Genomic DNA, 25453 nt, shown 5'->3' with positions numbered 1-25453 from the left:
CTAAACGGTTTTGGACACTTGCCCTTGGGGTCCCCCTGACATAAGACGCACGAAACCTGAATTCCAAGGCGCGGAGACACCAGCCCCCATGCCCGTACTCGTGATGAAATTCGGCGGCACTTCGGTCGCCAACCTTGACCGTATCCGCCGCGCGGCGAAACGCATCGGCGTTGAAGTGGCCAAGGGATATGATGTGATTGTCATCGTGTCGGCCATGTCGGGCAAAACCAACGAATTGGTTGGCTGGGTGAATGAGACGTCTCCGCTGTTTGATGCGCGCGAATATGATGCGGTCGTGTCTTCGGGTGAGAATGTGACCGCCGGTCTGATGGCCCTGACGTTGCAAGAGATGGATATCCCTGCGCGCAGCTGGCAGGGCTGGCAGGTGCCGCTGATGACAACCAGCGCCCACAGTCAGGCCCGGATCGAGGAAATCCCGACCGAGAACCTGACCCAGAAGTTCGATGAGGGTATGAAGGTCGCTGTCGTCGCCGGGTTCCAGGGGATCAGCCCCGAAGGGCGTATCACCACGCTGGGTCGGGGTGGGTCGGACACCACCGCTGTGGCCTTTGCCGCGGCGTTTGGGGCCGAACGCTGCGATATCTATACCGATGTGGACGGCGTCTATACCACCGACCCGCGCATCTGTGAAAAGGCGCGCAAGCTGGACCGGATTTCGTTCGAGGAAATGCTCGAACTGGCCTCGCTGGGGGCCAAGGTGCTGCAGACCCGCTCGGTCGAGCTGGCGATGCGCTATAAGGTGAAACTGCGCGTTCTCTCAAGTTTTGAAGAACAATCCGACGAGGCCGGTACACTGGTCGTCGATGAGGAGGATATCATGGAATCCAATGTTGTGGCCGGTGTTGCCTATTCCCGTGACGAAGCGAAGATGACCGTCGTATCCGTGGCGGACCGTCCCGGTATCGCCTCGACCATCTTTACCGCGCTCAGCGATGAGGGCGTAAATGTGGACATGATCGTTCAGAACATCTCGGACGAGGGCCGTACGGACATGACGTTCTCGTGCCCGACCGATCAGGTGGCACGCGCGGAAAAGGCTTTGTTGGCGATCAAGGACGCTGGTGAGCTGAACTACGCTGAACTGGTTGCGGATGAAGACGTCTGCAAGGTCTCGGTCGTGGGGATCGGGATGCGGTCGCAATCCGGTGTGGCGGCAAAAATGTTTAAGATTCTCTCGGATGAGGGGATCAACATTAAGGTCATTACAACCTCCGAGATCAAAATTTCCGTGCTTGTGGACAGGAAATACATGGAACTTGCGGTTCAGGCACTGCATGATGCCTTTGAACTGGACAAGGCGGCCTGAGCATTTCAGCCAAGGTCTCGCCTGACGCACTAATCTAGGTGGGCCATGGCGGACGGCACCGAAACAGAATCCCGCAAGCTGCTGAGGCGGCTGCGCGAAGAAATGGCGAGCGAGGCCGCCGGTCAGGAACGTCTTGACCGGATAACGCACCTGATTGCTGATAGCATTCAGGCTGAGGTGTGCTCGATCTACCTGTTCCGCGATGAGGATACGCTCGAACTGTGCGCCACAGAGGGCTTGTCGCCCGAAGCGGTTCACAAGACTCGGATGCGTATGGGCGAAGGTCTGGTTGGTCGTGTGGCCAAGTCGGGTCAAGTGGTCAATACAGCGGATGCGCCCTCGGCCAAGGGGTTCCGGTACATGCCGGAAACTGGCGAAGAGCGGTTTTCGTCTTTTCTGGGCGTGCCGATCCAGCGTCTGGGCGAAAAACTGGGTGTTCTGGTTGTGCAGTCCCGTGACGCACGGGAATACTCTGCTGACGAGGTCTATGCACTTGAAGTTGTCGCGATGGTTCTGGCTGAAATGGCCGAGCTGGGTGCGTTCGTGGGTGAAGGTGCCGCGTTGTCGCCGCGCCACCAGCAATCTGTGCAGCTTATGGGAGGCCCGGCGCAGGAAGGGTCTGCCGAAGGGCATGTCTGGCTGCATGAACCGCGCGTCGTGGTCACGAACCCGATCGCAGATGATCCCCACCGGGAACGCGAGCGCCTGACCGAAGCGGTGGATGAGCTGCGCGTAGGCGTCGACAAGATGCTTGAGATTTCCAAGGACGGGGACACCGAACAGCTACAGGTCTTGGAAGCCTACCGGATGTTCGCCAACTCAAAAGGTTGGATGCGCCGGATGGAGGAGGACATCGCTCGCGGCCTGAGTGCCGAAGCAGCAGTTGAAAAGGAACAGTCACAAGCGCGTGCGCGGATGGGGCAGGTCACCGATCCTTACCTGCGCGAGAGGCTGGCCGATCTGGACGACCTCAGCAACCGCTTGCTGCGTATTCTGACCGGGCAGGGCAGTACAAACGGGGCGGACCTACCGCCGGACCCAATCCTGATTGCTCGTAACATCGGCCCCGGTGATCTGTTGGAATATGGCCGATCTCTGAAGGGGATCGTGCTGGAGGAAGGATCAGTCGGCAGCCACGCGACGATCGTGGCCCGTGCGCTGGCTATTCCGCTGGTGGTGCATGTCGGTCGGATCACGACCGAGGCGCTGAACGGCGATCATATTCTTGTGGACGGGGATCAGGGCGCCGTTCATCTGCGGCCCGAAGACACGGTCGTCAGCGCATTTCGTGACAAGATCGCGATGCAGGCCAAGGCGCAGGAACGATATGCCTCGATCCGGGATACCCCGACGGTCACTCGGGATGGGGAGCGCATAAATCTCGTGATGAATGCCGGCCTCATGGCGGACCTGCCTTCGCTGGGAAATTCCGGGGCCGAGGGTGTTGGCCTGTTCCGGACCGAGTTGCAATTCCTGATCCGAAACCAAATGCCCAAACGGTCGGAACTTGTTACGCAATATCAACGCGTTCTGGATGCAGCGGGGGAAAAGCGTGTGGTGTTCCGAACGCTGGATATCGGCTCGGACAAGGTTCTGCCCTACATGAAGCACGTGGAAGAGCCCAATCCAGCATTGGGGTGGCGTGCGATCCGGGTGGGACTGGACAAGCGCGGTGTGATGCGGATGCAGTTGCAAGCCCTGATGCGCGCGGCCAACGGTCGGCCCCTGACGCTGATGTTCCCGTTTGTGGCGCAGGCGGATGAGTTCCGCGAAGCGCGGTGGGAAGTCAACAAGACGATCGAGCGCGAAAAGCGGCTGGGGCATGTCTTGCCCGAAAAGATCGAAGTGGGCGCAATGCTTGAGACCCCGTCATTGGCTTTCGCTCCGCAGAAGTTCTTTGACGAGGTGGACTTTGTATCCATTGGGGGCAACGACTTAAAGCAGTTCTTCTTTGCCGCTGACCGAGAAAATGAACTGGTGCGCCGTAGGTACGATACTCTGAACGTCAGTTTTCTGAGTTTCATCGAACGTATTGTCGAGCGTTGCAACATTTCCAATACGCCACTTAGCTTTTGCGGTGAGGATGCGGGACGCCCGGTCGAAGCGCTGTGCCTTGCTGCAATGGGTATCAGGTCGCTATCTATGCGTCCGGCTTCAATCGGGCCGGTCAAAACGGTTCTGTTGCGCGCGGATTTGCAATCGTTGCGCAAGATCATTGCAGATGCACGCCACAGAGGAGAGCAATCCGTTCGCCCATCGGTTATGGAATGGTTGCGAAATCAGGGGTGATGGTCTGATCCGGGCTTGCTTTCTGCGTCTGCATTCCCTATTCAGACCGCAAATGTTAGCGATAACATGACCCGTATCATGCATGCTGTGCGTAGACGATGTTATGATGTTCGGGTCAGATTTGAAGGAGCCTGCAGATGGTTTCACGCGTAATTCCGGTAAATCCGTTCGACCTGGTGTTGTTCGGTGCAACGGGTGATCTGGCGCAGCGTAAGATTTTGCCGGGTCTCTATCACCGGTTTGAAGTGGGCCAAATGCCCGAAGACGCCCGTATCATCGGCACGGCCCGGTCGGACATAGACAGTGATGCTTTCCGAGAGCAGATTCGCGCGTCGATGAAGAATTATGCACCTGAGTTTAAAGCGGATGTATTGGACCGGTTCCTCAGCCGGGTCGACTATGTCCCGGTTGATGCGCTGGGTGACTCGGGATGGGCGGACCTTGCCGACACATTGCGCCCTGACGTGGTGCGTGCGTTCTATCTGTCGGTGGGTCCCAGCCTGTTTTCCGGCATTGCGCAGCGGTTGAATGATAACGGACTGGCAACACCAGACAGCCGAATTGTGGTGGAAAAACCGTTCGGACATGATCTGGCTTCTGCCAAGGCGCTGAACGAAGGGTTGCGCGCCTGTTTTGAAGAACATCAGATTTATCGCATCGACCACTATCTGGGCAAGGAAACGGTCCAGAACCTCATGGCTCTGCGCTTTGCCAACTCTCTGTTCGAGCCGCTCTGGAACTCGACCCATGTTGACCACGTGCAGATCACGGTCGCAGAAACCGTCGGCGTAGAGGGGCGCGGGGCCTATTACGATCAGTCCGGCGCGATGCGCGATATGGTGCAGAACCACCTTGTCCAGTTGTTGTGTCTGACCGCGATGGAGCCTCCGTCCAAGTTTTCCCCCAATGCGGTACGAGACGAAAAGGTCAAGGTTATCGAGGCGTTGGAACCCGTGGACCCCTCGGATATCGCGCGCGGCCAATACCGCACAGACAAGGGCGGAGACGGCTATCTGGATCACGTCGGCAACCCGGCCAGCCGGACCGAAAGCTATATCGCGCTGAAGGTGCACCTTGGCAACTGGCGTTGGGCCGGAGTGCCGTTTTATCTACGAACCGGTAAGCGTCTGCGTGCGCGCGAATCCGAAATCGCTGTGTTTTTCCGCGATCCGCCGCATACGATCTTCCCCAATGTCGGCCCTTTGCGTGGCAACGTGCTGGTCATCCGATTACAGCCGGACGAAGGCATCACGTTGCGCACCACCATCAAAGACCCCGGTCCCGGTGGGTTCCGCCTGTCGGATGTATCGCTGGATATGAGCTTTGCCGAGGCGCTGGGCACGGATGCGCGTGCTCAGGACGCGTATGAGCGGCTGGTGATGGACGTGATCCGGGGTGATCAAACCCTGTTCATGCGCGGGGACGAGGCCGAGGCTGCATGGGCTTGGGTCGATCCCATCATTCAGGGGTGGGAAGATCGGGGCGACCGTCCGTCCAAATATGATCAGGGCAGTTCCGGGCCCGAAGAAGCATTGATGCTGATGCATCGCGACGGACGCCGCTGGCGTCAGATCGGAGGGTAATCATGGTACATTCCGTCATCACCGACGTCACCCGGCGCATCGTCGACCGCAGCGCCGATCTGCGCGGCCCGCACCTTGAGCGGATGGAGCAGGCCAAATCCAAAGGGCCAGCCCGAGGGCACCTGTCGTGCAGCGGTCAGGCTCATGCCTATGCCGGGGCAGGTGAAGATCAGCAATCCATGGCAACTGGAACGGCTGGCAATCTGGGCATCGTCACCGCCTATAATGACATGCTCTCGGCGCATCAGCCGTTTGAACGCTACCCGGCGCTGATCCGTGATGCGATCCGCGCGGCGGGTGGAACGGCGCAGGTTGCGGGCGGCGTTCCCGCCATGTGCGATGGCGTCACGCAGGGCGAAGCGGGGATGGAACTGTCGCTGTTCTCGCGCGATGTGATCGCGCTGGCCACCGGTGTTGCGCTGAGCCACAACACTTATGACGCCGCCGTGTTTCTTGGGGTGTGCGACAAGATCGTGCCGGGGCTGGTTATCGGCGCACAGGCGTTCGGTCATCTGCCGGCGGTCTTCCTGCCTGCCGGCCCTATGACAAGTGGCCTGCCAAATGACGAAAAAGCCAAGGTTCGGCAACGGTTTGCCGCCGGAGAAGTCGGTCGCGACGAATTGATGAAGGCAGAAATGGCCGCCTATCACGGGCCGGGCACCTGTACCTTCTATGGCACCGCCAACACGAACCAGATGTTGATGGAGTTCATGGGCCTGCACCTTCCTGGCTCTAGCTTTATCAACCCGAACACGCCCCTGCGCGATGCGCTGACCGAGGAAGGTGCGCGCCGCGCCCTGTCGCTCAGCGCGTTGGGGAATCACTATACGCCTGTGTGCCAAATTCTGGACGAACGCGCATTTGTGAACGGCATTGTCGGGTTGATGGCGACCGGAGGGTCCACGAACCTGCTGATCCACCTGATCGCCATGGCGCGTGCCGGAGGTATCGTTTTGGATTGGGAGGACTTCTCAGACATCTCCGCCGTGGTCCCGCTGGTCGCGCGGGTCTATCCAAATGGTCTGGCTGATGTGAACCATTTCCACGCAGCGGGGGGGTTAGGCTATTGCATCGGCACGTTGCTCGAAGATGGTCTGCTGCATCCCGATACGCTGACGGTCGCTGGTCAGGGGCTGCACAACTATACCAAAGAGCCCAAGCTGAAAGAGGGTGAACTGGTCTGGGAAGAAGGCGCCGGGCACAGCCTGAACGAAAAGATCGTGCGCCCGGCCAAGGATCCGTTCCAGCCCACGGGTGGCTTGTCGCGCCTGACCGGAAATCTGGGCACCGCCGTCATGAAGGTGTCCGCCGTCGCGCCCGAGCATCAAGTGGTTGAAGCTCCGGTACGCGTCTTCCACGATCAGGAGGAGGTCAAGGCAGCTTTCAAAGCCGGAGAGTTCACGGATGACGTTATCGTTGTTGTCCGCTTTCAGGGACCGAAAGCCAACGGGATGCCTGAACTGCACTCACTAACACCAATGCTTTCGATCCTTCAGGGAAAGGGGCAAAAGGTGGCTTTGGTGACCGATGGCCGGATGTCAGGGGCTTCGGGCAAAGTCCCCGCTGCGATCCATGTCGTGCCTGAGGCGCTCGATCGCGGCCCAATCGCTTGCTTGCAGGATGGCGACATCCTGCGTGTTGATGCGGTCAGCGGAGAGTTGGAGATCATGACCGCTGGCGTACTTGACCGCGCCCCGGCAACCGCAGACCTGTCGGCAAACCAGCACGGCGTCGGCCGCGACCTCTTTGGTGCGTTCCGCCAGAATGTCGGGTCCGCCGACACTGGTGCCAGTATTTTCGGAGTTTAACTCATGTCCAAAACCCAACGCACTCGCGAGATCTGCGCGCTTGCCCCAATCGTTCCGGTGCTGGTCATCGACGATGCTAAAGATGCGCGCCCTCTGGCCGAAGCGCTTGTCGCTGGTGGGCTTCCCGCGCTTGAAGTCACGCTGCGGACGCCTGCCGCGCTGGACGCAATCCGTGCAATGTCTCAGGTGCCCGGTGGTGTCGTGGGGGCCGGAACACTGGTGACCCCCGATGATGTCCGTGCTGCGAAAGAGGCCGGCGCGCAATTCGGCGTCTCTCCGGGCGCGACCGACGCATTGATCGCAGCGTGCGAAGCCGCAGACCTGCCCCTGTTGCCCGGCGCGGCCACGGCAAGCGAGGCTATGCGCTTGCTGGAACAGGGCTATGACATGCTCAAGTTCTTTCCTGCCGAGGTTTCGGGCGGTGCGCCCGCCCTCAAAGCGATTGGCGCTCCGCTACCGCAGATCACGTTCTGTCCAACCGGAGGCGTGTCGCCTGCGAACGCCCGCGATTACCTATCATTGTCCAACGTCGTCTGCGCTGGTGGCAGCTGGGTTGCGCCAAAGCAGATGGTTTTGGATCAGGATTGGGCTGGCATCGAAACCCTTGCACGCGAGGCGTCCAAGCTGATGGATTGACGCTGCCCGGCCACACGTTAGGGTGAGGCCAATTCTAACAGGTTGATCCCATGAAAAATCACAATTCTCTCGCGCAGGGCCGCGAGTATTTGGCTATTCCCGGCCCGTCGGTAATGCCTGACGCCGTTTTGCAAGCGATGCACCGTCCCTCGCCCAATATCTACGATGGCGAGCTGATCGAGATGATGCCCGCCCTGACGCGTGATTTGCGTCGCGTGGCGCGGACGGACCATCACGTTGCCATCTATATCGCCAACGGCCACGGAACATGGGAGGCCGCACTCTCAAACGTTATCGCACCGGGCGAACTGGTACTGGCCCCGGCCTCGGGCCGCTTTACACATGGTTGGGCAGAGATGGCCGAAGGAATCGGTGCCAGAACCCAGTTGGTTGATTTCGGAACATCCTCGGCTTGGGATTTTGATCGCATCTCTGACGCACTGCGCGCAGATAAAGCACGAGAAATCAAGGCGGTGCTTGCCGTACATGTGGATACCTCAAGCTCAATCCGAAACGATATCCCGGCCCTTCGCGCACTGTTGGACGATCTGGATCACCCGGCCCTCCTGATGGCAGATTGTATTGCCTCGTTGGGATGCGACAGATTTGAAATGGACGCTTGGGGCGTCGATGTGATGGTCACGGCATGCCAGAAGGGATTGATGACCCCTGCAGGAGTTGGATTTGTTTTCTTCAACGAAAAGGCGCAGGCCAAACGCGCCAGCATGCAACGGGTTTCGCAGTATTGGGACTGGCAACCGCGCGTAAATCCGGACCTGTTCTACCAGTATTTCAACGGAACGGCCCCGACGCACCATTTGTACGGTTTGCGGACGGCGCTCGACATGATCCACTCCGAAGGGATCGAGCAGGTCTGGGCACGCCACGAACGTCTTGCAACGGCAATCTGGGCGGCCTGCGACACCTGGGCCGAAGGTGGCGCACTGCAACTTAACGTAGCAGACCGCAATCACCGCAGCCATGCCGTCACCGCTTTGCGTCTGACCGGCGGGAAGGGCACCTTGCTGCGCGAATACACCGAGTCTCGACTGGGCCTTACGCTAGGCATCGGACTTGGGATGGAGGACTGGGACAGCTGTTTCCGGCTCGGCCATATGGGGCACATCAACGGTCAGATGGTGATGGCTATGTTGGGCGGGATGGAAACCGCTATGGCTGCGCTTGATATCCCGCGCGGCAAGGGGGCGTTGGAAGCCGCCGCAGCTGCCTTGGCCACCTGACACTTTTTCCCTGCGCGGATCCGCCCTTCATCTGGCTGAAAATATCCTCGGGGGAATCGCGCGTCAGCGCGATGGGGGCAGACAGCCCCCGTTTCGCTTGCCACAAAACAAAACGTCACTTTGTTTGGGCACCGGCCTCTGCCAGTGCCTTTGGCAAAGCTGCCGCAAATGCATCCAGATCAGCCACCTCTCCGCAACTTATCCGAATACACCTGTTCTGTGGGGCGGCGAAAGGCATCCGTACAAACACACCCTGTGCCACCAGGCTGTCCAGAACAGCTTTGGCAAACACCCCATCCCGACCACAATCTACGGCAACGAAATTCGTGGCCGATGGTAGTGGCTGAAGCCCGTTTTCACGTGCGATCACTTCGATCCGAACGCGGGCCTCTGCAATCTTATGCTGGACACTTTCCAACCATCCGGTGTCTTGCAGAGCCGCCAGCGCACCGGCCTGCGCAGCACGGTTCATTCCGAAATGGTTACGCACCTTGTTGAAAGCTGAAATCAATCCGGGCGCTCCGATTGCATACCCAACGCGCGCACCTGCCATCCCGTAAACCTTTGAAAACGTTCGCATCCGAATAATGCGCGGGTCATCCGCCGAGACCGGAGCGGCAGTACCTTCAGGAGCGCATTCGACATAGGCTTCGTCCAGGACCAGAAGGCATCCATCCGGCAAGGAATTCATGGCTGCAACAATATGCGCACCCGAATGCCAACTGCCCATAGGGTTGTCCGGGTTGGCCAGATAAACCAGCTTGGCGTCCACTTCGGCGGCTTTGGCGAAAAGCGCGGCCGGGTCTTCATGGTCGTCGCGATAGGGGACCTTGTGCAGCACCCCACCGAACCCTGCAACGTGGTAGTTGAACGTGGGGTAAGCCCCCTCCGAGGTCACAACGGCATCTCCCGGCCCGACCAGCAGTCGCACCAGATACCCAAGCAGCCCATCGATCCCTTCACCCACGACAATATTTTCGGCGCGTATGTCGTGGTGTTCGGCGAGAGCGTTTCGCAGGTCGTGGTTTTCGGGGTCTCCGTACATCCAGATTTCGGTATTCGCCATTGCCTCAATCGCACGCGGCGACGGCCCAAACACGCTTTCATTTGCGCCAAGCCGCGCGACAAACGGCGTACCCCGCTCTCGTTCCTGGGTTTCAGGGCCAACGAACGGAACGGTTGCGGGCAGGGATGTGGCAAGCGGGGTGTAGCGTGGGTCTGTCATATTGGCAGATAAACGTAAGGTCACTTGTCGGGCAACCTTGTGTTGCGTGTGATTGCCTTTCACCCTGCGCGCAACGGCATTGGGAGGAAGATAATGCGCATTTTTTTCGGACTGGCCCTGATCGGACTCGCCTATCTGATTTTTTGGCCGGTCGAGGTTGAGCCTGTAGCCTGGGAGCCACCGGAAGCCCCTGGTTTCACAGGGGACTTCGCAGAGAATGACGCATTGAGCCAGATTGAACTTGTCGCCTTGCCCGATGACGACACAGGCCCGGAAGACATTGCTGTCATGCCCGACGGAACGGTTTACACAACCGCCATGTCCGGCGCGCTCTATCGGATAGACAGCGATACTCCGGTGAAGGTTGACGATCTGGGCGGCCGTCCATTGGGCGTGAAAGCAGGGCCGGATGGGGCGCTGTATCTTGCCGACAGTTTTCGCGGCCTGATGCGCTGGACCGGACCCCGCTCGCTAGAGTTGCTGGCCTCAGAAGTCGATGGTTCGCCTGTTGTCTACGCCAATCAGTTGGTTGTGGCGCAGGACGGGACCGTCTATTTCTCGAACTCATCTGATCGGTTCGACCCTGAAACAATGGGTGGTACAAAGCCCACGTCCGTGCTGACCATCTGGGAGCAATCAGACACGGGCTATGTCGCAAAATACAATCCTGACGGCACCACCGAGAAAGTGGCCGAGGGTTTCGTCTACACCAACGGAGTTGCGCTTTCACCGGATGAGCGGTTCCTGCTTATCGCTGAAACCGGGCGCGCGCGAGTGCACAAATTGTGGCTTCAAGGCCCAAAAGCGGGCGAGCGCGAAATTTTGTTGGAAAACCTGCCCGGCTATCCTGACAATATCGAGGCGCAGGGCGACGGCACATATTGGATGGCATTTGCCAGCCCGCGCGTGCCAACCGAAGCCCTGATGCCATATCCATTTTTGCGCAAAGTGATCTGGCGCTTGGGGCCGATGGTGCGACCCGCGCCCATTCACCGTGGAATGATGGTGCAGTTCGATGGGGACGGGAACATATTGAAAACCCTTCAAGACCCAGAAGGGCGGCTTGGGATAACGACAGGAGGCAAGGTCGTAGGAGACCAGTTTTACGTCATGACGCTGGACTCGCCGTGGTTTGGCCGAATGGCTGTCGAAGATCTGCCCCAACGTTGATCTGGAACTTGACTAACCTTCCGGGCATGGTTGTCGAAACCGGAACTGGGAGGTCCGCATGTCACGCGTATCCATCGAATATAAAGACCACATTGCCCATGTCACGCTGACGCGGGGCGACAAGATGAATGCGTTGGATGACTCGATGATCAAGGCCATCCTGTCAGCAGGGCAGGAGGTCGCCGCCTCGGACGTCCGCGCTGTGGTTCTTTCTGGCGAGGGCAAAAGTTTCTGCGCGGGATTGGACATGGCCAGTTTTGCGACGATGGCCCATGTAGACCCGACCGAATGGCTGATGAGCCGCAGCCACGAAGACGCCAATGATATGCAAGAGCTGGCAATGATCTGGCGCCGCGTTCCGGTGCCGGTGATTTGCGCCATTCAAGGCGTTGCCTATGGCGGGGGTCTTCAGATCGCGCTGGGCGCGGATATTCGCATAGCGCACCCCGAGTCCAAACTGGCTGTGATGGAGATGAAGTGGGGCATCATTCCCGATATGGGCGGCATGGTGCTTTTGCCAGGGCTGGTGCGATCGGACGTCATCCGCCTGCTGACCTACACTGCGCGGCCCATCGGCGCGGCACAGGCCGCGGAATGGGGGCTTGTTACAAAGCTGTCCGACGATCCGCTGACTGAGGCCATTGCATTAGCCGAAAATATTGCGGGTCAAAGCCCCTCTGCCATTCGCGCGGCCAAACGGTTGATCGAAGTGGCGGAAACTCAGTCGCGGGCCGAAGTCTTGCTGGCCGAGTCGTCAGAGCAGGTCGACCTGATCGGAAAGCCCGAACAGATTGAGGTGATTGCCGCCCAGATGCAGGGCCGCAAGCCTCAGTTCAAATAACTAGCGCAAAAAGGCCCGGCGCGCATCGCGTGCGATGTTGTACCGCATTTCCAGATCGGCGATGCGGGCCATAACGACTTTGCGTTCTTCGGGGTCGGTCAAGGCGGCGTAACAAGCCTTGGCCTCGTCCAGTTCCTTTTTGATGCTGAACTCTTCTGGCAAAACCCCCGCCTGAGCCATGATCCGGTGCCCGGCGGCCATTGCCGCATCGCCATGTGCCTCGGACGAGTGGTCGGGCAGGGGGCGGCCCTCGCCTTCAAGACCCTGCAACTGGCCTTCGGCCTGCGCCTTTTTGATCTGGCGCTCGATAAGTCTTCCTAGCGATCCAAACATAGCGCAACCATAGCTTACACAGAAAGCAACCGCTAGCGGGTGCGGTTTGTCACCAGAAATACCGCCCCTCCGACTAGCAAGCCCCAGACGGCGGCACCCAGCCCAAAGACTGAGACGCCAGAGGCAGTGATGGCAAAGGTCAGGATCGCTGCTTCGCGCTCGGCTGGCACTTCTAAAGCCGCCGAGGTAGCGTTCGCCATCACACCGATCAGGGCTATTCCGGTCAACGTTCCCATCAACAGCGGGTGGGCGTGAACCGCGAAGCCAGTGATTGCGACCGCAAACACCCCAAACAGGCAATAGAACGCTCCGGCCATGACCGCCGACCAATAGCGTTGGGCTGGGTCCGGGTGACTGTCAGAGTTCGAGCACATCGCAGCCGTGATCGCCGCAAGACAGGTAGCAGGTGCTCCGAACGGTGCCGAAAGAACGCTTGCCCCGCCGACAGCCGAGAACAATCTGCCAGATGCTGGGGCGTAGCCAAAGCTGCGCATGACCGCGATCCCGGGTACGTTCTGGGTTGCCATGGTGACAACGAACAGGGGCACGCCAACGCCAATCAGAGAAGAAGCCGAGAAGGTCGGGATCGTCCAAACCGGTGCAGCCAAAATCTGCGTTGGAACGACTGACGCGTCTCCGGCGTTCAGGACGACAACCAGTGCGGCCGCGACCACCGCGGCAGGAACGGCAAGTAGCCGGTTGATCCGTCCTGCGACGAACCAAGTCAGTATCACCGGCAGGGCTTGCCAAGGCAAGTCGACGGCGGCCTGAAAGGGAACGATGCACAAGGGCAAAAGAACCCCGCCCAGCATCGCTTGCGCCAAAGTCGTCGGTATGGCCGACGCCAGCCGGCCCAGCGGACGCCAAAGCCCTGCCACAACGGTCAGAGTTCCGGCGCAGAGGAATGCACCCACGGCGTCCGAAAACCCGGCGGCGGGAAGTGAAGACACCGCAAGCAGGGCCGCGCCGGGTGTGGACCATGCCACGCTGATGGGCTGATGATACCACAGGCTCAACCCGATGGCGGTCAATCCCATTGCGATTGCGGCCATCATCAGGCCGGATGCGGCTTGGTCTGGGGTGGCCCCCATTGCGGAAAGCCCCTGCAGCACAATCGGAAATGAGCTGAAAAAGCCTACAACGGCCACGACCAGCCCTGTTGAGGCCGTCTGGATCGGAGGGAGTGCGCGCGTCATCAGAGCCTCGCAGGGTTATTCACCGCAACTGCTAGCAAGCAATCGTATCCGGGAACAAGTCCTTTGCTCTCAAAAGAAAACCCCGCCGAACGGCGGGGTTGTCGTGTTCAAGTGTGTTCCGATCAAGCAAGTTCGGACAGGCGGGCAAGCGCCTCGTTCAGTTTTGCTTCTTCCTCCTCGCGGGCGGCGAGATTGGCTTTGGCTTCTGCGACAACCTCCTCGGGTGCCGAGGCCACGAATTTCGGATTGTTCAGACGCCCTCGCAAACCGCCCAGTTCTTTGGCCAGCTTGCCCTTGGCTTTCTCCAGCCGCTCTTTTTCCGCGCCAATGTCGATAATATCCGCCAGCGGAAGGCCGAAAGTCGCTCCGGGGGCGGCGATCGAGATGGTGCCTTTGGGCAGTGTATCGGCCTTGGTCAGGCTGTCGATCCGGGCCAGACGCTTGATCAGCGCCTCGTTGCGGTCCCAAGCGGCCTGTCCGTGCGAGTCGATCTCAGTCACCAGCATCGGAACATAAAGTCCCGCCGGAACGCGCATCTGCGCCCGTGCCGAGCGGGTGTTTTCAATGACCGAAATCACCCAGTTCATCTCACGATCCGCATCGGCGTCTATCAGGTCGCTGGCCGCATAGGTGGGCCAATCGGCGTGAACGATCATCTTGGCGCGGTCACCGGTCAGGCTCCAAAGTTCCTCGGTGACAAATGGCATGATCGGGTGCAGCAGGACCATGCACTGATCCAGAACCCAACGCATTGTTGCGCGAGTCTCGGCCTGAGCCTCGGCGTCGTCGCCTTGCAGTAGGGGCTTGGACAGTTCCACGTACCAGTCGCAGACCTTGCCCCAGACAAAGGCGTAAAGCCCGTTGGCCGCATCGTTGAAGCGATAGCTTTCCAGCGCGGCGTCGACTTCTTCGCGCACGCGCGCTGTTTCGCCGATGATCCAGCGGTTTACGGCGGCTTTGGGCTTTAGGTCGGCCACGTCCAGTAGCGGAACGGCGTCGGTGAAAACCTCGTTCATCTCGGCAAAGCGGACGGCATTCCAAAGCTTGGTGCCGAAGTTGCGATAGCCGGTGATGCGTTCGCGGGACAGTTTCAACACGCCGCCAATCGCCGCCATCGACGCGTTGGTGAAGCGCAGCGCGTCGGCGCCGAATTCGTCCACGATCTCTAGCGGATCAATCACGTTGCCGGTGGTCTTGGACATCTTCTTGCCCTTCTCGTCGCGGACGAGCTGGTGCAGATAGACGGTGTGGAAGGGGATCTGATCGACCACGGCCAGTTGCATCATCATCATCCGGGCAACCCAGAAGAACAGGATGTCGAAGCCAGTGATCAGAACGTCCGTCGGAAAATAACGTTCCAACTCCTCGGTCTGCTCGGGCCAGCCGAGCGTGCCGATGGGCCAGAGGCCGGACGAGAACCACGTGTCGAGGACATCAGGATCGCGCCAGACAGGATAGACCAGCTTGGTCGGGTCTTGTTCGACGGCGTATTGAGCGAGGCTTTCCGCGAACCGATGGATGGCTTCCTGCTTGTCAGCAACTTCGATAACGGTCGCGTGGCCCAGCGGGCTGGGAATATTGGCGTTGTCGTCAAGGAATTTTTCGGTGACGGCCTCAAAACTGGCCGCACATTCCATGACGCTGCCACGGTGCAGCATGCCGCCTTCGTTCAGCAGACGACCCAATTCGACAAGATCGAGGTCACCGTCATTCTCGTCGTCGACAAAGTCTTCGGCGGACAAGTCCAGCCCATACCAAACCGGAATCTGATGCCCCCACCAAAGCTGGCGCGAGATGCACCACGGCTCGATGTTTTCCAACCAGTGGTAATAGGTCTTTTCGCCCGACTCGGGAATGATCTTGACCGTACCGTCCTTGACCGCATCCAGCGCAGGGCCAACGACCTTTTCGGCGTCGACGAACCACTGGTCGGTCAACATCGGCTCGATCACCACTTTCGAGCGGTCGCCGAAGGGCTGCATGATCGGCTTGCTCTCGACCAGCGGGACCAGTGCGGAGGCATCGTCATCCTCGCCCAGTTTGGTACCAAAACGCGGATCATCCGCGCGGGTCATGACCGCCAGACCTTCGCTGGTGATTTCCTCTACCACCTTCGCGCGGGCCTCAAACCGGTCGAGCCCACGCAGGTGGTCGGGGACCAGATTGATCGCGTCGATCTCGTTCTCGGTAAACGCGCGTCCACGGGCGTATTCCTGCGCCTTGCCCGCTTCTTCGGCGTAGGGCGCGCCATCGGCCCGCATATGGCCGCGCGTGTCCATCAGACGATACAGTGGGATGCTGCCGCGCTTGGCGACCTGATAGTCGTTGAAATCATGCGCGCCGGTGATCTTCACCGCGCCCGAGCCGAAATCGGGATCGGGGTATTCATCGGTGATGATCGGGATCTGGCGGCGATGCTCTTTCGGACCAACCGGAATTTCGCAGAGTTTGCCGACAATTGACGCATAACGCTCATCCGATGGATGAACCGCAACCGCGCCGTCGCCCAGCATGGTTTCGGGGCGTGTGGTGGCGATCGAGATATAGTCGCGTTCTTCCTCAAGGATGACGTTCCCATCCTCGTCCTTTTCGACATAGGTGTAGGTCGCACCGCCAGCCAACGGGTACTTGAAGTGCCACATATGGCCTGCAACTTCGATATTCTCGACCTCAAGGTCCGAGATCGCAGTCTCGAAATGCGGGTCCCAGTTCACCAACCGCTTACCACGGTAGATCAACCCTTTTTCGTACATATCGACGAAGACCTTGATCACCGCGTCATGGAAGTTGGCCGAGTTCTCGTGCCCCGTGCGCGGATCGCCAGCGGCACCGGCCATTGTAAACGCGTTGCGCGACCAGTCGCAGGACGAACCCAGACGCTTTAGCTGCTCGATAATCGTACCGCCGTATTCGCCTTTCCACTCCCACACCTTTTCGAGGAACGCGTCGCGCCCCAGTTCGGTCCGGCTGGGCTGCTGGGTGGTGGCCAGCATCTTTTCCACCTGCATCTGCGTGGCGATGCCTGCATGGTCTTGGCCCGGTTGCCACAGCGTGTCGAACCCGCGCATCCTGTGCCAGCGGATCAGAATGTCCTGAAGCGTGTTGTTGAACGCATGCCCCACGTGTAGCGCGCCGGTTACGTTGGGCGGCGGGATCATAATGGTAAAGCTCTCGTCGCGCGACTTGTTCGCGCCTGCCTTGAAAGCTCCTGCCTCTTCCCAGGCTTTGTAAATACGGGCCTCGGCCTCGGCCGCGTTGAATGTCTTTTCCATCGCCATGGGTGCGTCCTGCGTCATCAATCCTTGGTCAGCGCCTGCAATAGCGAATGGTTGCAAGAAGGGGAAGGGCCAAGCGCCCCTATGGACATCGGCCAACCGCAGGCTAGTGTCGCGCAGTAGAGCAGCGGCAGGAGCGTTCCATGGAAAAGTTCGGCAAGAGTCAGCCCGTCAAACGGACCGAGGATCAGCGATTTCTGACCGGGCAGGGGCACTACATGGATGACGTGGTGCCAGAGGGTGCACTGCATGCGGTTTTCGTACGTTCTCAGGTGGCGCATGGGGTGATATCCGGTCTGGATCTCGAAGATGCGCGGTCTGCGGATGGAGTGCGTCTGGTGATGACACTGGACGATCTCAAGGCCGCAGGGATCGACACCGTGATGAACGCTGCAATCGTAAACAATCGGGACGGATCGAAAGCCGCCGCGCCGGACCGCCACATGCTGGCCAGTGACCGTGTACGCTTTGTCGGCGAGCCGATCGCGGTTGTCATCGCCGATACCGCGTTACAGGCCCGCGACGCAGCTGAGATGATCTGGGCCGAAATCGACGAATTGCCCGCAAAGCTGGACGTAGACGGGGGCGGAGAAGTTGTGCACCAGGAAGCCCCCGACAATCGTGCCTTTGACTGGGGGTTGGGCGATGAGGTGGCGACCGAGGCCGCATTTCAGGCAGCGGCGCATCGGGTTTCGCTGAATGTGGCTGACAACCGCGTCATCATAACCTCGATCGAGCCGCGCGGCTGCCATGCCAACTGGGTCGATGGCCGCCTGCATTTTGCCTATGGTGGGCAGGGCGTCTGGGCGATGCGCGCACAACTGGCCGAGAAGCTGCGGCTGGAGCCCGAGGCGATCCGCGTCACCACCCCGGATGTGGGTGGAGGGTTCGGTATGAAGGTGATGCCATACCCCGAATATTTCTGCACTGCCGTAGCCGCGATGAAGCTGGGCAAACCGGTGCATTGGATGTCTGACCGGTCCGAGGCAATGCTATCCGATCACCACGGCCGCGATCTGACATCGCTTGCGGAGTTGGCATTTGACGCTGATCATCGGATTACCGCCTATCGCGTCCACAGCAAGGTCAATCTGGGCGCCTATAACAGCCATTTCGGGCAGGCGATCCAGACGAACCTGTTCAGCAAAGTTTTGATGGGCGTCTATGACGTCCAGACAACCTATCTGCGGGTCGAGGGGTTTTTCACCAACACAACGCAGATTGATGCCTATCGCGGTGCCGGACGGCCCGAGGCGATCTATGTCCTTGAGCGGGTCATGGATCGCGCCGCGCGAGAGTTGGGCGTGGACCCGTGGGAGCTGCGCCGTAAAAACTTCATCCGCCCCGGGGCGTTTCCGTACAAAACCGCGACCGGTGAGACCTATGATGTGGGCGATTTTGACATGATCCTGTCGCGCGCCGCCAGCCAGACCGCAGGGTTCGCCACTCGCAAAGCCGCCGATGCTGAACGCGGCCTGATCCGTGGTCAGGGTCTTTGCTACTACATCGAAAGTATCCTTGGGGATCCCTCCGAGAACGCGAAAGTCGAGTTCTGCGAGGACGGCACGGTAAACCTGTACGTCGGCACTCAGTCCAACGGGCAGGGGCATGAGACGGTCTATGCCCAGTTCCTGTCCGATCAGACGGGCGTGCCGGTGGATCGGATCAATGTTGTTCAGGGTGACAGCGATCAACTGCCCCACGGCGGTGGCACCGGCGGGTCGCGGTCCGTGACGGTGCAAAGCACGGCGACGCTGGCCACAATCGACATCATGATCGCCGCATTCACGCCCTATCTGGCGGATAAGATGGGGGTGGAGGAAAGCGATGTGAGTTTCGATCACGAAACATTCCGCGCACCGGGGTCGAACCTGACGCCGACATTGACCGAGGCTGCGGACATGGCCCGTGCCGATGGCCGCACAGATTTGTTGCGGCATGAAGCACGCGCCAACCTTGATGCGCGGAGCTATCCAAATGGCGCGCATGTTGCCGAAATCGTTATTGATTCTTTCACCGGAGAAACCCGGGTTGACCGCTATACAGTCGTTGATGATTTTGGTAACCTTATCAACCCGATGCTGGCCGAAGGGCAGGTGCATGGTGGCGTCGTCCAGGGAATTGGGCAGGCGCTGACCGAGCGTGTGGTGCATGATGCGCAGGGGCAACTGCTCACGGCTTCGTTGATGGACTATGCCTTGCCGCGCGCCGCCGAGATACCCATGATTAAGTTTACCTCGGCGCCGGTTCCGTCAACTTCAAACCCGATGGGGATGAAGGGGTGCGGCGAGGCCGGGACGGTGGGCGCGCTGGCTGCTGTTGCAAACGCAGTGCAGGACGCGCTCTGGGAACATGGGGTGCGGCAGGCGGACATGCCTTTCACACCCAACAGAGTATGGGAATTGCTGACGTATGGATCTGTCGCGGCTGAGTAGAAAGGTACTGGGATGGCTCGGACGGCCTTTACAGTCCGAGCACTCTGCCGAAGCGCTTCATCGCGAGCCGATCAGTCATGTGATCATTCTTGACGGCACTATGTCCAAGCTGGAGCCGGGGTACGAAACTCACGCGGGCCAAACGCTGCGACTTTGCTGCGAGATGGGCAGCAAAGTGTCCGTTTTCTACGAATCCGGCGTGCAGTGGGAAAGCTGGAAATCCTCTCTGGACGTAATGATGGGGCGCGGGATCAACCGCCAGATCAGGCGCGCCTACGGCTATCTTGCGTCGCGCTACAAACCCGGCGACCGTATCTATTTCATCGGCTATTCCCGCGGGGCATACGGCGTGCGCAGCCTTGCCGGAGTGATCGACATGATCGGTTTGCTCAAGGCCGAGCACGCGACCGAGCGCAATATCAAACAGGCATATCGCCACTATGAGTGCAACGCGAACGGCTCTGCGGCTGGCGTGTTCCGCAAAAAGTTCTGTCACGAGGATGTAGCGATCGAGATGGTCGGCGTCTGGGACACCGTCAAGGCGCTGGGTCTGCGCCTGCCTCTGTTGTGGCGCTGGGCCGAGGAACGCCACGCCTTCCACAACCACCAGCTTGGCCCCGCCACCCGCCACGGCTATCACGCCATGGCGCTGGATGAGACGCGCGAAGTGTTTGAACCCGTGCTTTGGAAATGTACCCCTGGCTTCAAAGGTCATGTTGAACAGGTCTGGTTCCGGGGCACCCATGGCGATGTCGGTGGTCAGTTGAACGGGTTTGAAGAAGCCCGCCCGCTCAGCAACATTTCCCTGATCTGGATGTTGGACAAGGCCGAGCTTCATGGCCTGCCGTTGCCAGAAGGTTGGCGCGAGCGTTTCCCGACCGATACTTCTGCCCGATCTGTCGGAACGTGGCGCGGCTGGGGCAAGATTTTCCTCCTGCGGAAACACCGTAAAGTGGGTCGCGACCGCTCCGAACGGCTGCACGTCTCGGTATCGCCGGACGATCTTCCGGGCTGGGTACCGATGCCTGATTTGCCCTCGCACCCGGCACAATAGTGTCACGTTGGCGTGCAGGCATTGCTGGCAGGTACCATCAACAAGCCAGGGCGCTCGACCGGATCAAACCTCTGTCTTCTTGAGGACCAGTTGTAGAGGCTCAGGCCGTCCACAGCGTGTACAATCAGCAGTCCGTGAAAGTACCATTTGTACGTGGACTAGTAACTTGTCACCGTTGCGCAAAAGGAAAAGTCACGTAGTTCATGCAGAGCTTTAACCGGCGAGTTCGGCGCATGGTTTGCAACACAGTTGGACGAGCCATGCCGTCAGATACATGCATTGTGCCTAAATCGGAGTACATCTGCCGATTTAGCCGGGTGTGATGCCAACAGTTCGATCAATGGAACCGGCCAGCCGCCTCAGGGCGAATGGCCAGCCAATTTGTTGCCTCTAGGATGCACGCCTGAATATTGGCGTGCTATCCGACTGTAGTTACCGCCGACGGTCGCGGCGCGAGCTCATCGGCTGGAACGCCACGCCTACATGCGCCTCGCAATAGGGTTTGCCTGCTTCAACCGGCAGGCCGCAGAACCAGAAATCCTCGGTCGCGGGGTCGCCAACGGGCCATTTGCAGGTTTTCTCGGTCAGCTCCATCAGGGTCAGCTTCTTGGCCTTTTTCTCGACCTCGTTGACCTTGGCCAGCGCCTCGGGGCTGATCTCATTAGCCGAAGGTTGCGGCGGCAGCGGTTGGCCCGCCGGGATGATCTGACGGCGGGCGGGCACGGCAGGCTTCGCCTCGGCCGCCGGAGCAGGCGCAGGACGTGCGGGCTCGGTCTTGGGCGAGGGTTTGGGCTTGGCCTCGGCCTTCGGCGCTGGTGCCGGTTTTTCCTTGGGTTCGGCCTTGGCCGGGGTCGCGCCGGTTGCGCGGTTCGACAGGCCCAGACGGTGGACCTTGCCGATCACCGCGTTGCGGGTCACACCGCCCAGTTCCTTGGCGATCTGGCTGGCCGACTGGCCCTCGCCCCACATCTTTTTCAGCAGCTCTACACGCTCGTCAGTCCAGGACATCATTTGCCTTTCAAAAGCGGAAAGCGGCCCCGGATTCGGGCCGCCTTGGGAATTCGTCTCGGTCCCTATTTTAATCACTGTGTGCCGAGTTACAAGCGGTTCTCGAATCAGGTGCTGAGCGGCGGTGTCGTGCTTCGCGCCAGACCAGGATTATCCCACCGGTCAGAATAATCGCAGAGCCAATCATGCTGATTCCATCCGGGATCACACCGAATACGGCGAAGTCGTAAAATGCAGCGAAGAACAGCGTGGCATAGCTGATAGGCGCCACAAATGACGCATCAGCGCGTGCCATCCCGTTCACAAAACAGGCCTGTGCGCAGGCCATCAGTGCACCGATGCCCGCCAAGGCCGCCCATTGCTGAGGTGTTGGCCATTGATACACAAAGCTCACGGCGACCGAAGCGATGGTCAGCCCCATCGCATTGTTGACCAAAAGGATCTGGATCGGAGTTTCGCGACCAGAGAGTTTCTTGATGAAGATCAGTTCCATCCCGATCACGGCGGCGGCAGTCAGGGCCAGCAGCGCGGCGGGTTGAAAGCTCTGTGGTGTTGGTCGTAGCAAAACCAGCGCGCCAGCCAGGGCAACGGCGGCGGCCAGCCACCGCCAGGGGCCGACGCCCTCTTTCAACAAGGGGATGGCCAGCACCATCGCAAAGACCGGGTTCAGAAAGGAAATCGCCGTTGCGTCGGCAATTGGGATGAAGGCGACCGAGGCAAACATCAACGTGATTCCCAGCCATCCGAAACTGGTTCTACCCACATGAAGCCCCCAATGTGGGCGGGTAAGGCGTGGGCGCAAAATGGCCACCGCGCTGACGATCACCAGAAACGCAAACAGAAAGCGACCATGGCTGATCTGCAGCGGGTGTAATGCCGGGCCCAGCACATCAGTCCCCAAAGCCTTGGCCAACAGCGTCGTCCCCGCCAGCAGAGAGCTTGCCGCGAGGATCAGCAGAGCCGCAAGCGGCGGGTTTTGGTGAGTTGGCGTCATGCGCAACCGGTGCGCCAGCGGCTGGCAAATGGCAAGTGGCAAATGCAGAGTCTCGGGGTGAAAAACGACCGCCCCGAAAAATCGGGGTTTTCAGATGTGTCGAGTACGGCTATACGACCGCCCATGATCAAACGCGCACATATACTGCACCTCCGACGCCGACGCATCGCTGCGTAACCGGCCAGTTTGATCCTGCGTGCGCTTAGAAAGCGCGCACTTCCCACCAAATCAGTTGACTAACATGGGCCTAGTGTATCACTCACGGGGCTCAACATATCGAAAAGGATGATCCGATGATCCCGTCCGTTCTGCCGACCTATAACCGCGCGCCCCTGACATTCGTAAAGGGCGAAGGCGCATGGCTGACCGAGGCGGACGGCCGACGTTTTCTGGACCTCGGCGCGGGTATCGCGGTCAACGCGCTGGGCCACGCGCATCCGGCGCTGGTGAACGCGCTGACCGAACAGGCGCATGCGCTGTGGCATGTCTCGAACCTCTATCACATCCCGCAGCAGCAGGCGCTGGCCGACAAGCTGGTCGAGCATACGTTTGCCGACACGGTTTTCTTCACAAATTCCGGTACAGAATCCTGCGAGCTGGCCGTGAAAATGGCCCGCAAGTATTTCTATGACAAAGGTCAGCCTGAACGGGTTGAGATCATTACATTTGACGGTTCGTTCCACGGTCGTTCGTCCGCAGGAATCGCTGCTGCAGGGTCAGAGAAGATGACCAAGGGGTTCGGCCCTCTGCTACCCGGGTTCGTGCATGTCGCGTTCGGGGATCTCGACGGTGTCACCAATGCCATTACCGATCAAACGGCGGCCATCCTGATAGAACCCATTCAGGGCGAAGGCGGCATCCGTCCGGTTCCCGACGCCGAGCTGAAGACCCTGCGCCAGATTTGTGACGACAATGGTCTGTTGCTTATTCTGGACGAAGTGCAATGCGGGGTGGGGCGAACCGGTAAGCTGTTTGCTCATGAATGGGCGGGGATCACACCCGATATCATGATGGTGGCCAAAGGCATTGGCGGAGGGTTCCCCTTGGGCGCTGTTCTGGCGACAGAAGATGCGGCCAGTGGCATGACAGCGGGGACTCATGGCTCGACCTATGGCGGCAACCCGCTTGGATGTGCTGTGGGCTGCGCCGTAATTGATCAGGTTGCGACGCCTGCGTTTCTTGAGGGCGTAAATCGAAAGTCCGGGATGCTGCGGCAAAAACTGGAAGGTTTGATCGCCAATCACCCAGAGGTCTTTGAAGAGGTGCGCGGCACCGGTCTTATGCTGGGCGTCAAGTGCCAGCCGCTAAACACGGACGTGGTGAACGCAGGATATGACAACGAAGTCATCACCGTTCCCGCCGCCGACAACGTGATCCGCCTGCTGCCTCCGCTGACCTTGACCGAGGACGACATTGCGCAGGCAGTCATCAGGCTTGAAAAGGCCGCCGCCCAGATCGAAAGCGACATGGCCTCTGCCTGATATGTAATTGAATAGAAAAGCGAAATCAGATGAACCACTTCCTTGATATCCACAAGACCGATGCTGCCGAGTTACGGAGCATGATTGATCAGGCAAGCGCAATGAAGCAGGCCCGCCTTGGCCGCCCGAAAGCTGCCCTGGACGATGAGCAACCGCTGGCGGGTCGTATGGTCGCGCTGATCTTTGAAAAACCCTCGACCCGGACACGCGTGTCCTTTGATGTCGGGGTCCGGCAGTTGGGCGGTGAAACGATGGTCCTGTCCGGCAAGGACATGCAGCTTGGGCATGGTGAAACCATCGCCGATACCGCGCGCGTTCTGTCGCGCTATGTCGACATGATCATGATCCGAACCTTTGACGAAACGATCCTGACCGAGATGGCGGAATACTCAGACGTGCCGGTGATCAATGGCCTGACCGACCGGACGCATCCCTGCCAAATCATGGCGGACGTCCTGACGTTCGAGGAGCACCGTGGCCCGATCGCTGGCAAAAAAGTTGTCTGGACCGGCGATGGTAACAATGTCTGTGCCTCGTTCCTGCACGCGGCTGGCCAGTTCGGTTTCGACCTTACATTTACCGGCCCCGCGCAGTTCGATCCCGAAGAAGAATTCATGGGTTTTGCGCGCCAAAAAGGGTCCAAGATCGTGGTGGAGCGTGACCCTTTCAAGGCGGTCGAGGGCGCGGACCTCGTGGTCGCGGATACTTGGGTCTCGATGCACGACTCTCAGTCTGCCAAGGAACGCCGTCACAATCTGCTGCGGCCCTATCAGGTTAATGAGGAGTTGATGTCGCATGCCAAGCCCGACGCGCTGTTCATGCATTGTCTGCCTGCCCACCGCGAGGAGGAGGCGACATCCGAAGTGATGGATGGGCCGAATTCGGTGATTTTTGACGAGGCCGAAAACCGTCTTCACGCGCAAAAGGCGGTGATGCGCTGGTGTCTGGGCGTTTAGTCGCGCCTCTGCATGTCCCATACACGCATGCGGGCAAGCGTTCGGGCGCTTGCCAGCACAACCAGAACGCACAGCAGGGTCTTTGACATGATCTCCATGGTGCCTTCGATCAGTAATGCGTGCACCACGCTTCCGACAACTGCAACGCAGGCAAGCCCCGTGTGACCGAGGCGCCAGACGCGGAAACGGAGTTTCGTGCGTTGTCGGAATAAACCCAGCAGAGCGACCGCGAGTGTCACCCACATTGCGACGACGCCCCAGGCCGAGAACGGGGTGGGAGAGACAAACAGCAAGGCGTCCGCCACGTCCGGCGGACTGGTTATGCCAAGCGCGACCACATGCACAGCAACAGCCGCAACCAACGCGATGCCGCTTCTGCGGTGCCAGCGCCGACTGTCCAATGGTGAAAGGCCCGGAAGCCAGCGACCCGCCAGTAACGGCTGAATCAACAGCAGGCACAGGCCGAGTATTCCGGCAAAACCCGCAACGATGTAGACAGGGTCGCGCCACGCCAGATAGGGGCTGAACCCCGCAGCCACGAGCTGTACCAGAAGGACGGCGATAAGTGTCGCCCAGATCACGATTGTCCGAAACACGCGTC

At 59.6% G+C, this 25453-nt stretch carries 19 protein-coding genes; 12 read left to right on the top strand and 7 right to left on the bottom strand.

Features of this window, described 5'->3' with window-relative positions; translation table 11 throughout:
- The first annotated feature begins 88 nt into the window (after window positions 1–88).
- From ACR0LH_RS04200 to ACR0LH_RS04175, 6 genes are all read left to right on the top strand, one after another.
- Window positions 89–1327 (top strand): aspartate kinase, encoded by a 1239-nt coding sequence (locus tag ACR0LH_RS04200; RefSeq protein ID WP_170386410.1) that lies wholly within the window; start codon window positions 89–91, stop codon window positions 1325–1327.
- A 45-nt stretch (window positions 1328–1372) separates the two neighbouring features.
- The gene (ptsP, locus tag ACR0LH_RS04195; protein ID WP_170570087.1) at window positions 1373–3616 is read left to right on the top strand and encodes a phosphoenolpyruvate--protein phosphotransferase; all 2244 of its coding nucleotides are present in this window, start codon (window positions 1373–1375) and stop codon (window positions 3614–3616) included.
- Between the two features lie 137 nt (window positions 3617–3753).
- Window positions 3754–5199 (top strand): glucose-6-phosphate dehydrogenase, encoded by a 1446-nt coding sequence (zwf, locus tag ACR0LH_RS04190; RefSeq protein ID WP_170414384.1) that lies wholly within the window; start codon window positions 3754–3756, stop codon window positions 5197–5199.
- 2 nt (window positions 5200–5201) lie between these two features.
- Window positions 5202–7007, top strand: coding sequence for a phosphogluconate dehydratase (gene edd / locus ACR0LH_RS04185; RefSeq protein ID WP_480719786.1), 1806 nt, complete (start codon window positions 5202–5204; stop codon window positions 7005–7007).
- 3 nt (window positions 7008–7010) lie between these two features.
- Entirely contained in the window at window positions 7011–7643 is a 633-nt protein-coding gene (locus tag ACR0LH_RS04180) for a bifunctional 4-hydroxy-2-oxoglutarate aldolase/2-dehydro-3-deoxy-phosphogluconate aldolase (RefSeq protein WP_480719785.1), read from the top strand.
- Window positions 7644–7693: 50 nt separating this feature from the next.
- The gene (locus ACR0LH_RS04175) at window positions 7694–8884 is read left to right on the top strand and encodes a pyridoxal-phosphate-dependent aminotransferase family protein (RefSeq protein ID WP_480719784.1); all 1191 of its coding nucleotides are present in this window, start codon (window positions 7694–7696) and stop codon (window positions 8882–8884) included.
- 115 nt (window positions 8885–8999) lie between these two features.
- Here ACR0LH_RS04175 and ACR0LH_RS04170 read toward each other — a convergent pair whose 3' ends face one another.
- Window positions 9000–10109 (bottom strand): pyridoxal phosphate-dependent aminotransferase, encoded by a 1110-nt coding sequence (locus ACR0LH_RS04170; RefSeq protein WP_480719917.1) that lies wholly within the window; start codon window positions 10107–10109, stop codon window positions 9000–9002.
- A gap of 93 nt (window positions 10110–10202) precedes the next feature.
- On the opposite strand from ACR0LH_RS04170, the gene ACR0LH_RS04165 reads away from it, so the two are divergent.
- Together ACR0LH_RS04165 and ACR0LH_RS04160 are read left to right on the top strand one after the other, a co-directional pair.
- Window positions 10203–11279, top strand: coding sequence for an SMP-30/gluconolactonase/LRE family protein (locus ACR0LH_RS04165; protein ID WP_480719783.1), 1077 nt, complete (start codon window positions 10203–10205; stop codon window positions 11277–11279).
- Window positions 11280–11337: 58 nt separating this feature from the next.
- The gene (locus ACR0LH_RS04160) at window positions 11338–12120 is read left to right on the top strand and encodes a crotonase/enoyl-CoA hydratase family protein (protein WP_170414397.1); all 783 of its coding nucleotides are present in this window, start codon (window positions 11338–11340) and stop codon (window positions 12118–12120) included.
- On the opposite strand, the gene ACR0LH_RS04155 is transcribed toward ACR0LH_RS04160, so the two are convergent.
- The 3 genes from ACR0LH_RS04155 to ACR0LH_RS04145 all read right to left on the bottom strand — a co-directional run bounded on the left by ACR0LH_RS04155 (window position 12121) and on the right by ACR0LH_RS04145 (window position 16927).
- Window positions 12121–12453, bottom strand: coding sequence for a DnaJ family domain-containing protein (locus ACR0LH_RS04155; RefSeq protein WP_480719782.1), 333 nt, complete (start codon window positions 12451–12453; stop codon window positions 12121–12123).
- A 32-nt stretch (window positions 12454–12485) separates the two neighbouring features.
- Window positions 12486–13649: a benzoate/H(+) symporter BenE family transporter gene (locus ACR0LH_RS04150; RefSeq protein WP_480719781.1), complete on the bottom strand. Its 1164-nt coding sequence runs from the start codon at window positions 13647–13649 to the stop codon at window positions 12486–12488.
- A gap of 122 nt (window positions 13650–13771) precedes the next feature.
- Window positions 13772–16927: a valine--tRNA ligase gene (locus tag ACR0LH_RS04145; RefSeq protein ID WP_480719916.1), complete on the bottom strand. Its 3156-nt coding sequence runs from the start codon at window positions 16925–16927 to the stop codon at window positions 13772–13774.
- A 140-nt stretch (window positions 16928–17067) separates the two neighbouring features.
- On the opposite strand from ACR0LH_RS04145, the gene ACR0LH_RS04140 reads away from it, so the two are divergent.
- Both ACR0LH_RS04140 and ACR0LH_RS04135 read left to right on the top strand, forming a co-directional pair.
- Entirely contained in the window at window positions 17068–19359 is a 2292-nt protein-coding gene (locus ACR0LH_RS04140) for a xanthine dehydrogenase family protein molybdopterin-binding subunit (protein WP_480719780.1), read from the top strand.
- Window positions 19337–20413 carry a DUF2235 domain-containing protein gene (locus ACR0LH_RS04135; RefSeq protein WP_480719779.1) on the top strand — a complete coding sequence of 359 codons (1077 nt, stop codon included), beginning with the start codon at window positions 19337–19339 and terminating at the stop codon, window positions 20411–20413. Before ACR0LH_RS04140 ends, ACR0LH_RS04135 begins: the two co-directional genes overlap by 23 nt.
- 432 nt (window positions 20414–20845) lie before the next feature.
- Here the strand turns inward: ACR0LH_RS04135 and ACR0LH_RS04130 are convergent, their stop codons facing one another.
- Both ACR0LH_RS04130 and ACR0LH_RS04125 read right to left on the bottom strand, forming a co-directional pair.
- On the bottom strand, window positions 20846–21421 hold the full coding sequence (locus ACR0LH_RS04130) for a GcrA family cell cycle regulator (RefSeq protein WP_170386449.1): 576 nt from the start codon (window positions 21419–21421) through the stop codon (window positions 20846–20848).
- 70 nt (window positions 21422–21491) lie between these two features.
- Window positions 21492–22415 (bottom strand): DMT family transporter, encoded by a 924-nt coding sequence (locus ACR0LH_RS04125; RefSeq protein ID WP_480719778.1) that lies wholly within the window; start codon window positions 22413–22415, stop codon window positions 21492–21494.
- A gap of 293 nt (window positions 22416–22708) precedes the next feature.
- Here ACR0LH_RS04125 and ACR0LH_RS04120 point away from each other — a divergent pair, with 293 nt between their 5' ends.
- Together ACR0LH_RS04120 and argF are read left to right on the top strand one after the other, a co-directional pair.
- On the top strand, window positions 22709–23896 hold the full coding sequence (locus tag ACR0LH_RS04120; protein WP_480719777.1) for an acetylornithine transaminase: 1188 nt from the start codon (window positions 22709–22711) through the stop codon (window positions 23894–23896).
- A 29-nt stretch (window positions 23897–23925) separates the two neighbouring features.
- Window positions 23926–24852 carry an ornithine carbamoyltransferase gene (gene argF, locus ACR0LH_RS04115; RefSeq protein WP_170484616.1) on the top strand — a complete coding sequence of 309 codons (927 nt, stop codon included), beginning with the start codon at window positions 23926–23928 and terminating at the stop codon, window positions 24850–24852.
- Here argF and ACR0LH_RS04110 read toward each other — a convergent pair.
- A complete protein-coding gene (locus tag ACR0LH_RS04110) occupies window positions 24849–25448 on the bottom strand; it encodes a ferric reductase-like transmembrane domain-containing protein (RefSeq protein WP_480719776.1) in 600 nt (199 codons plus the stop codon). The two genes, argF and ACR0LH_RS04110, sit on opposite strands and share 4 nt — an antisense overlap.
- Window positions 25449–25453: the final 5 nt, after the last annotated feature.

The sequence above is a fragment of the Ruegeria sp. CL6 genome (assembly GCF_056536465.1).
Note: the sequence above shows the minus strand (reverse complement) of the source record. Positions and strands in the feature narration are given on the sequence as shown.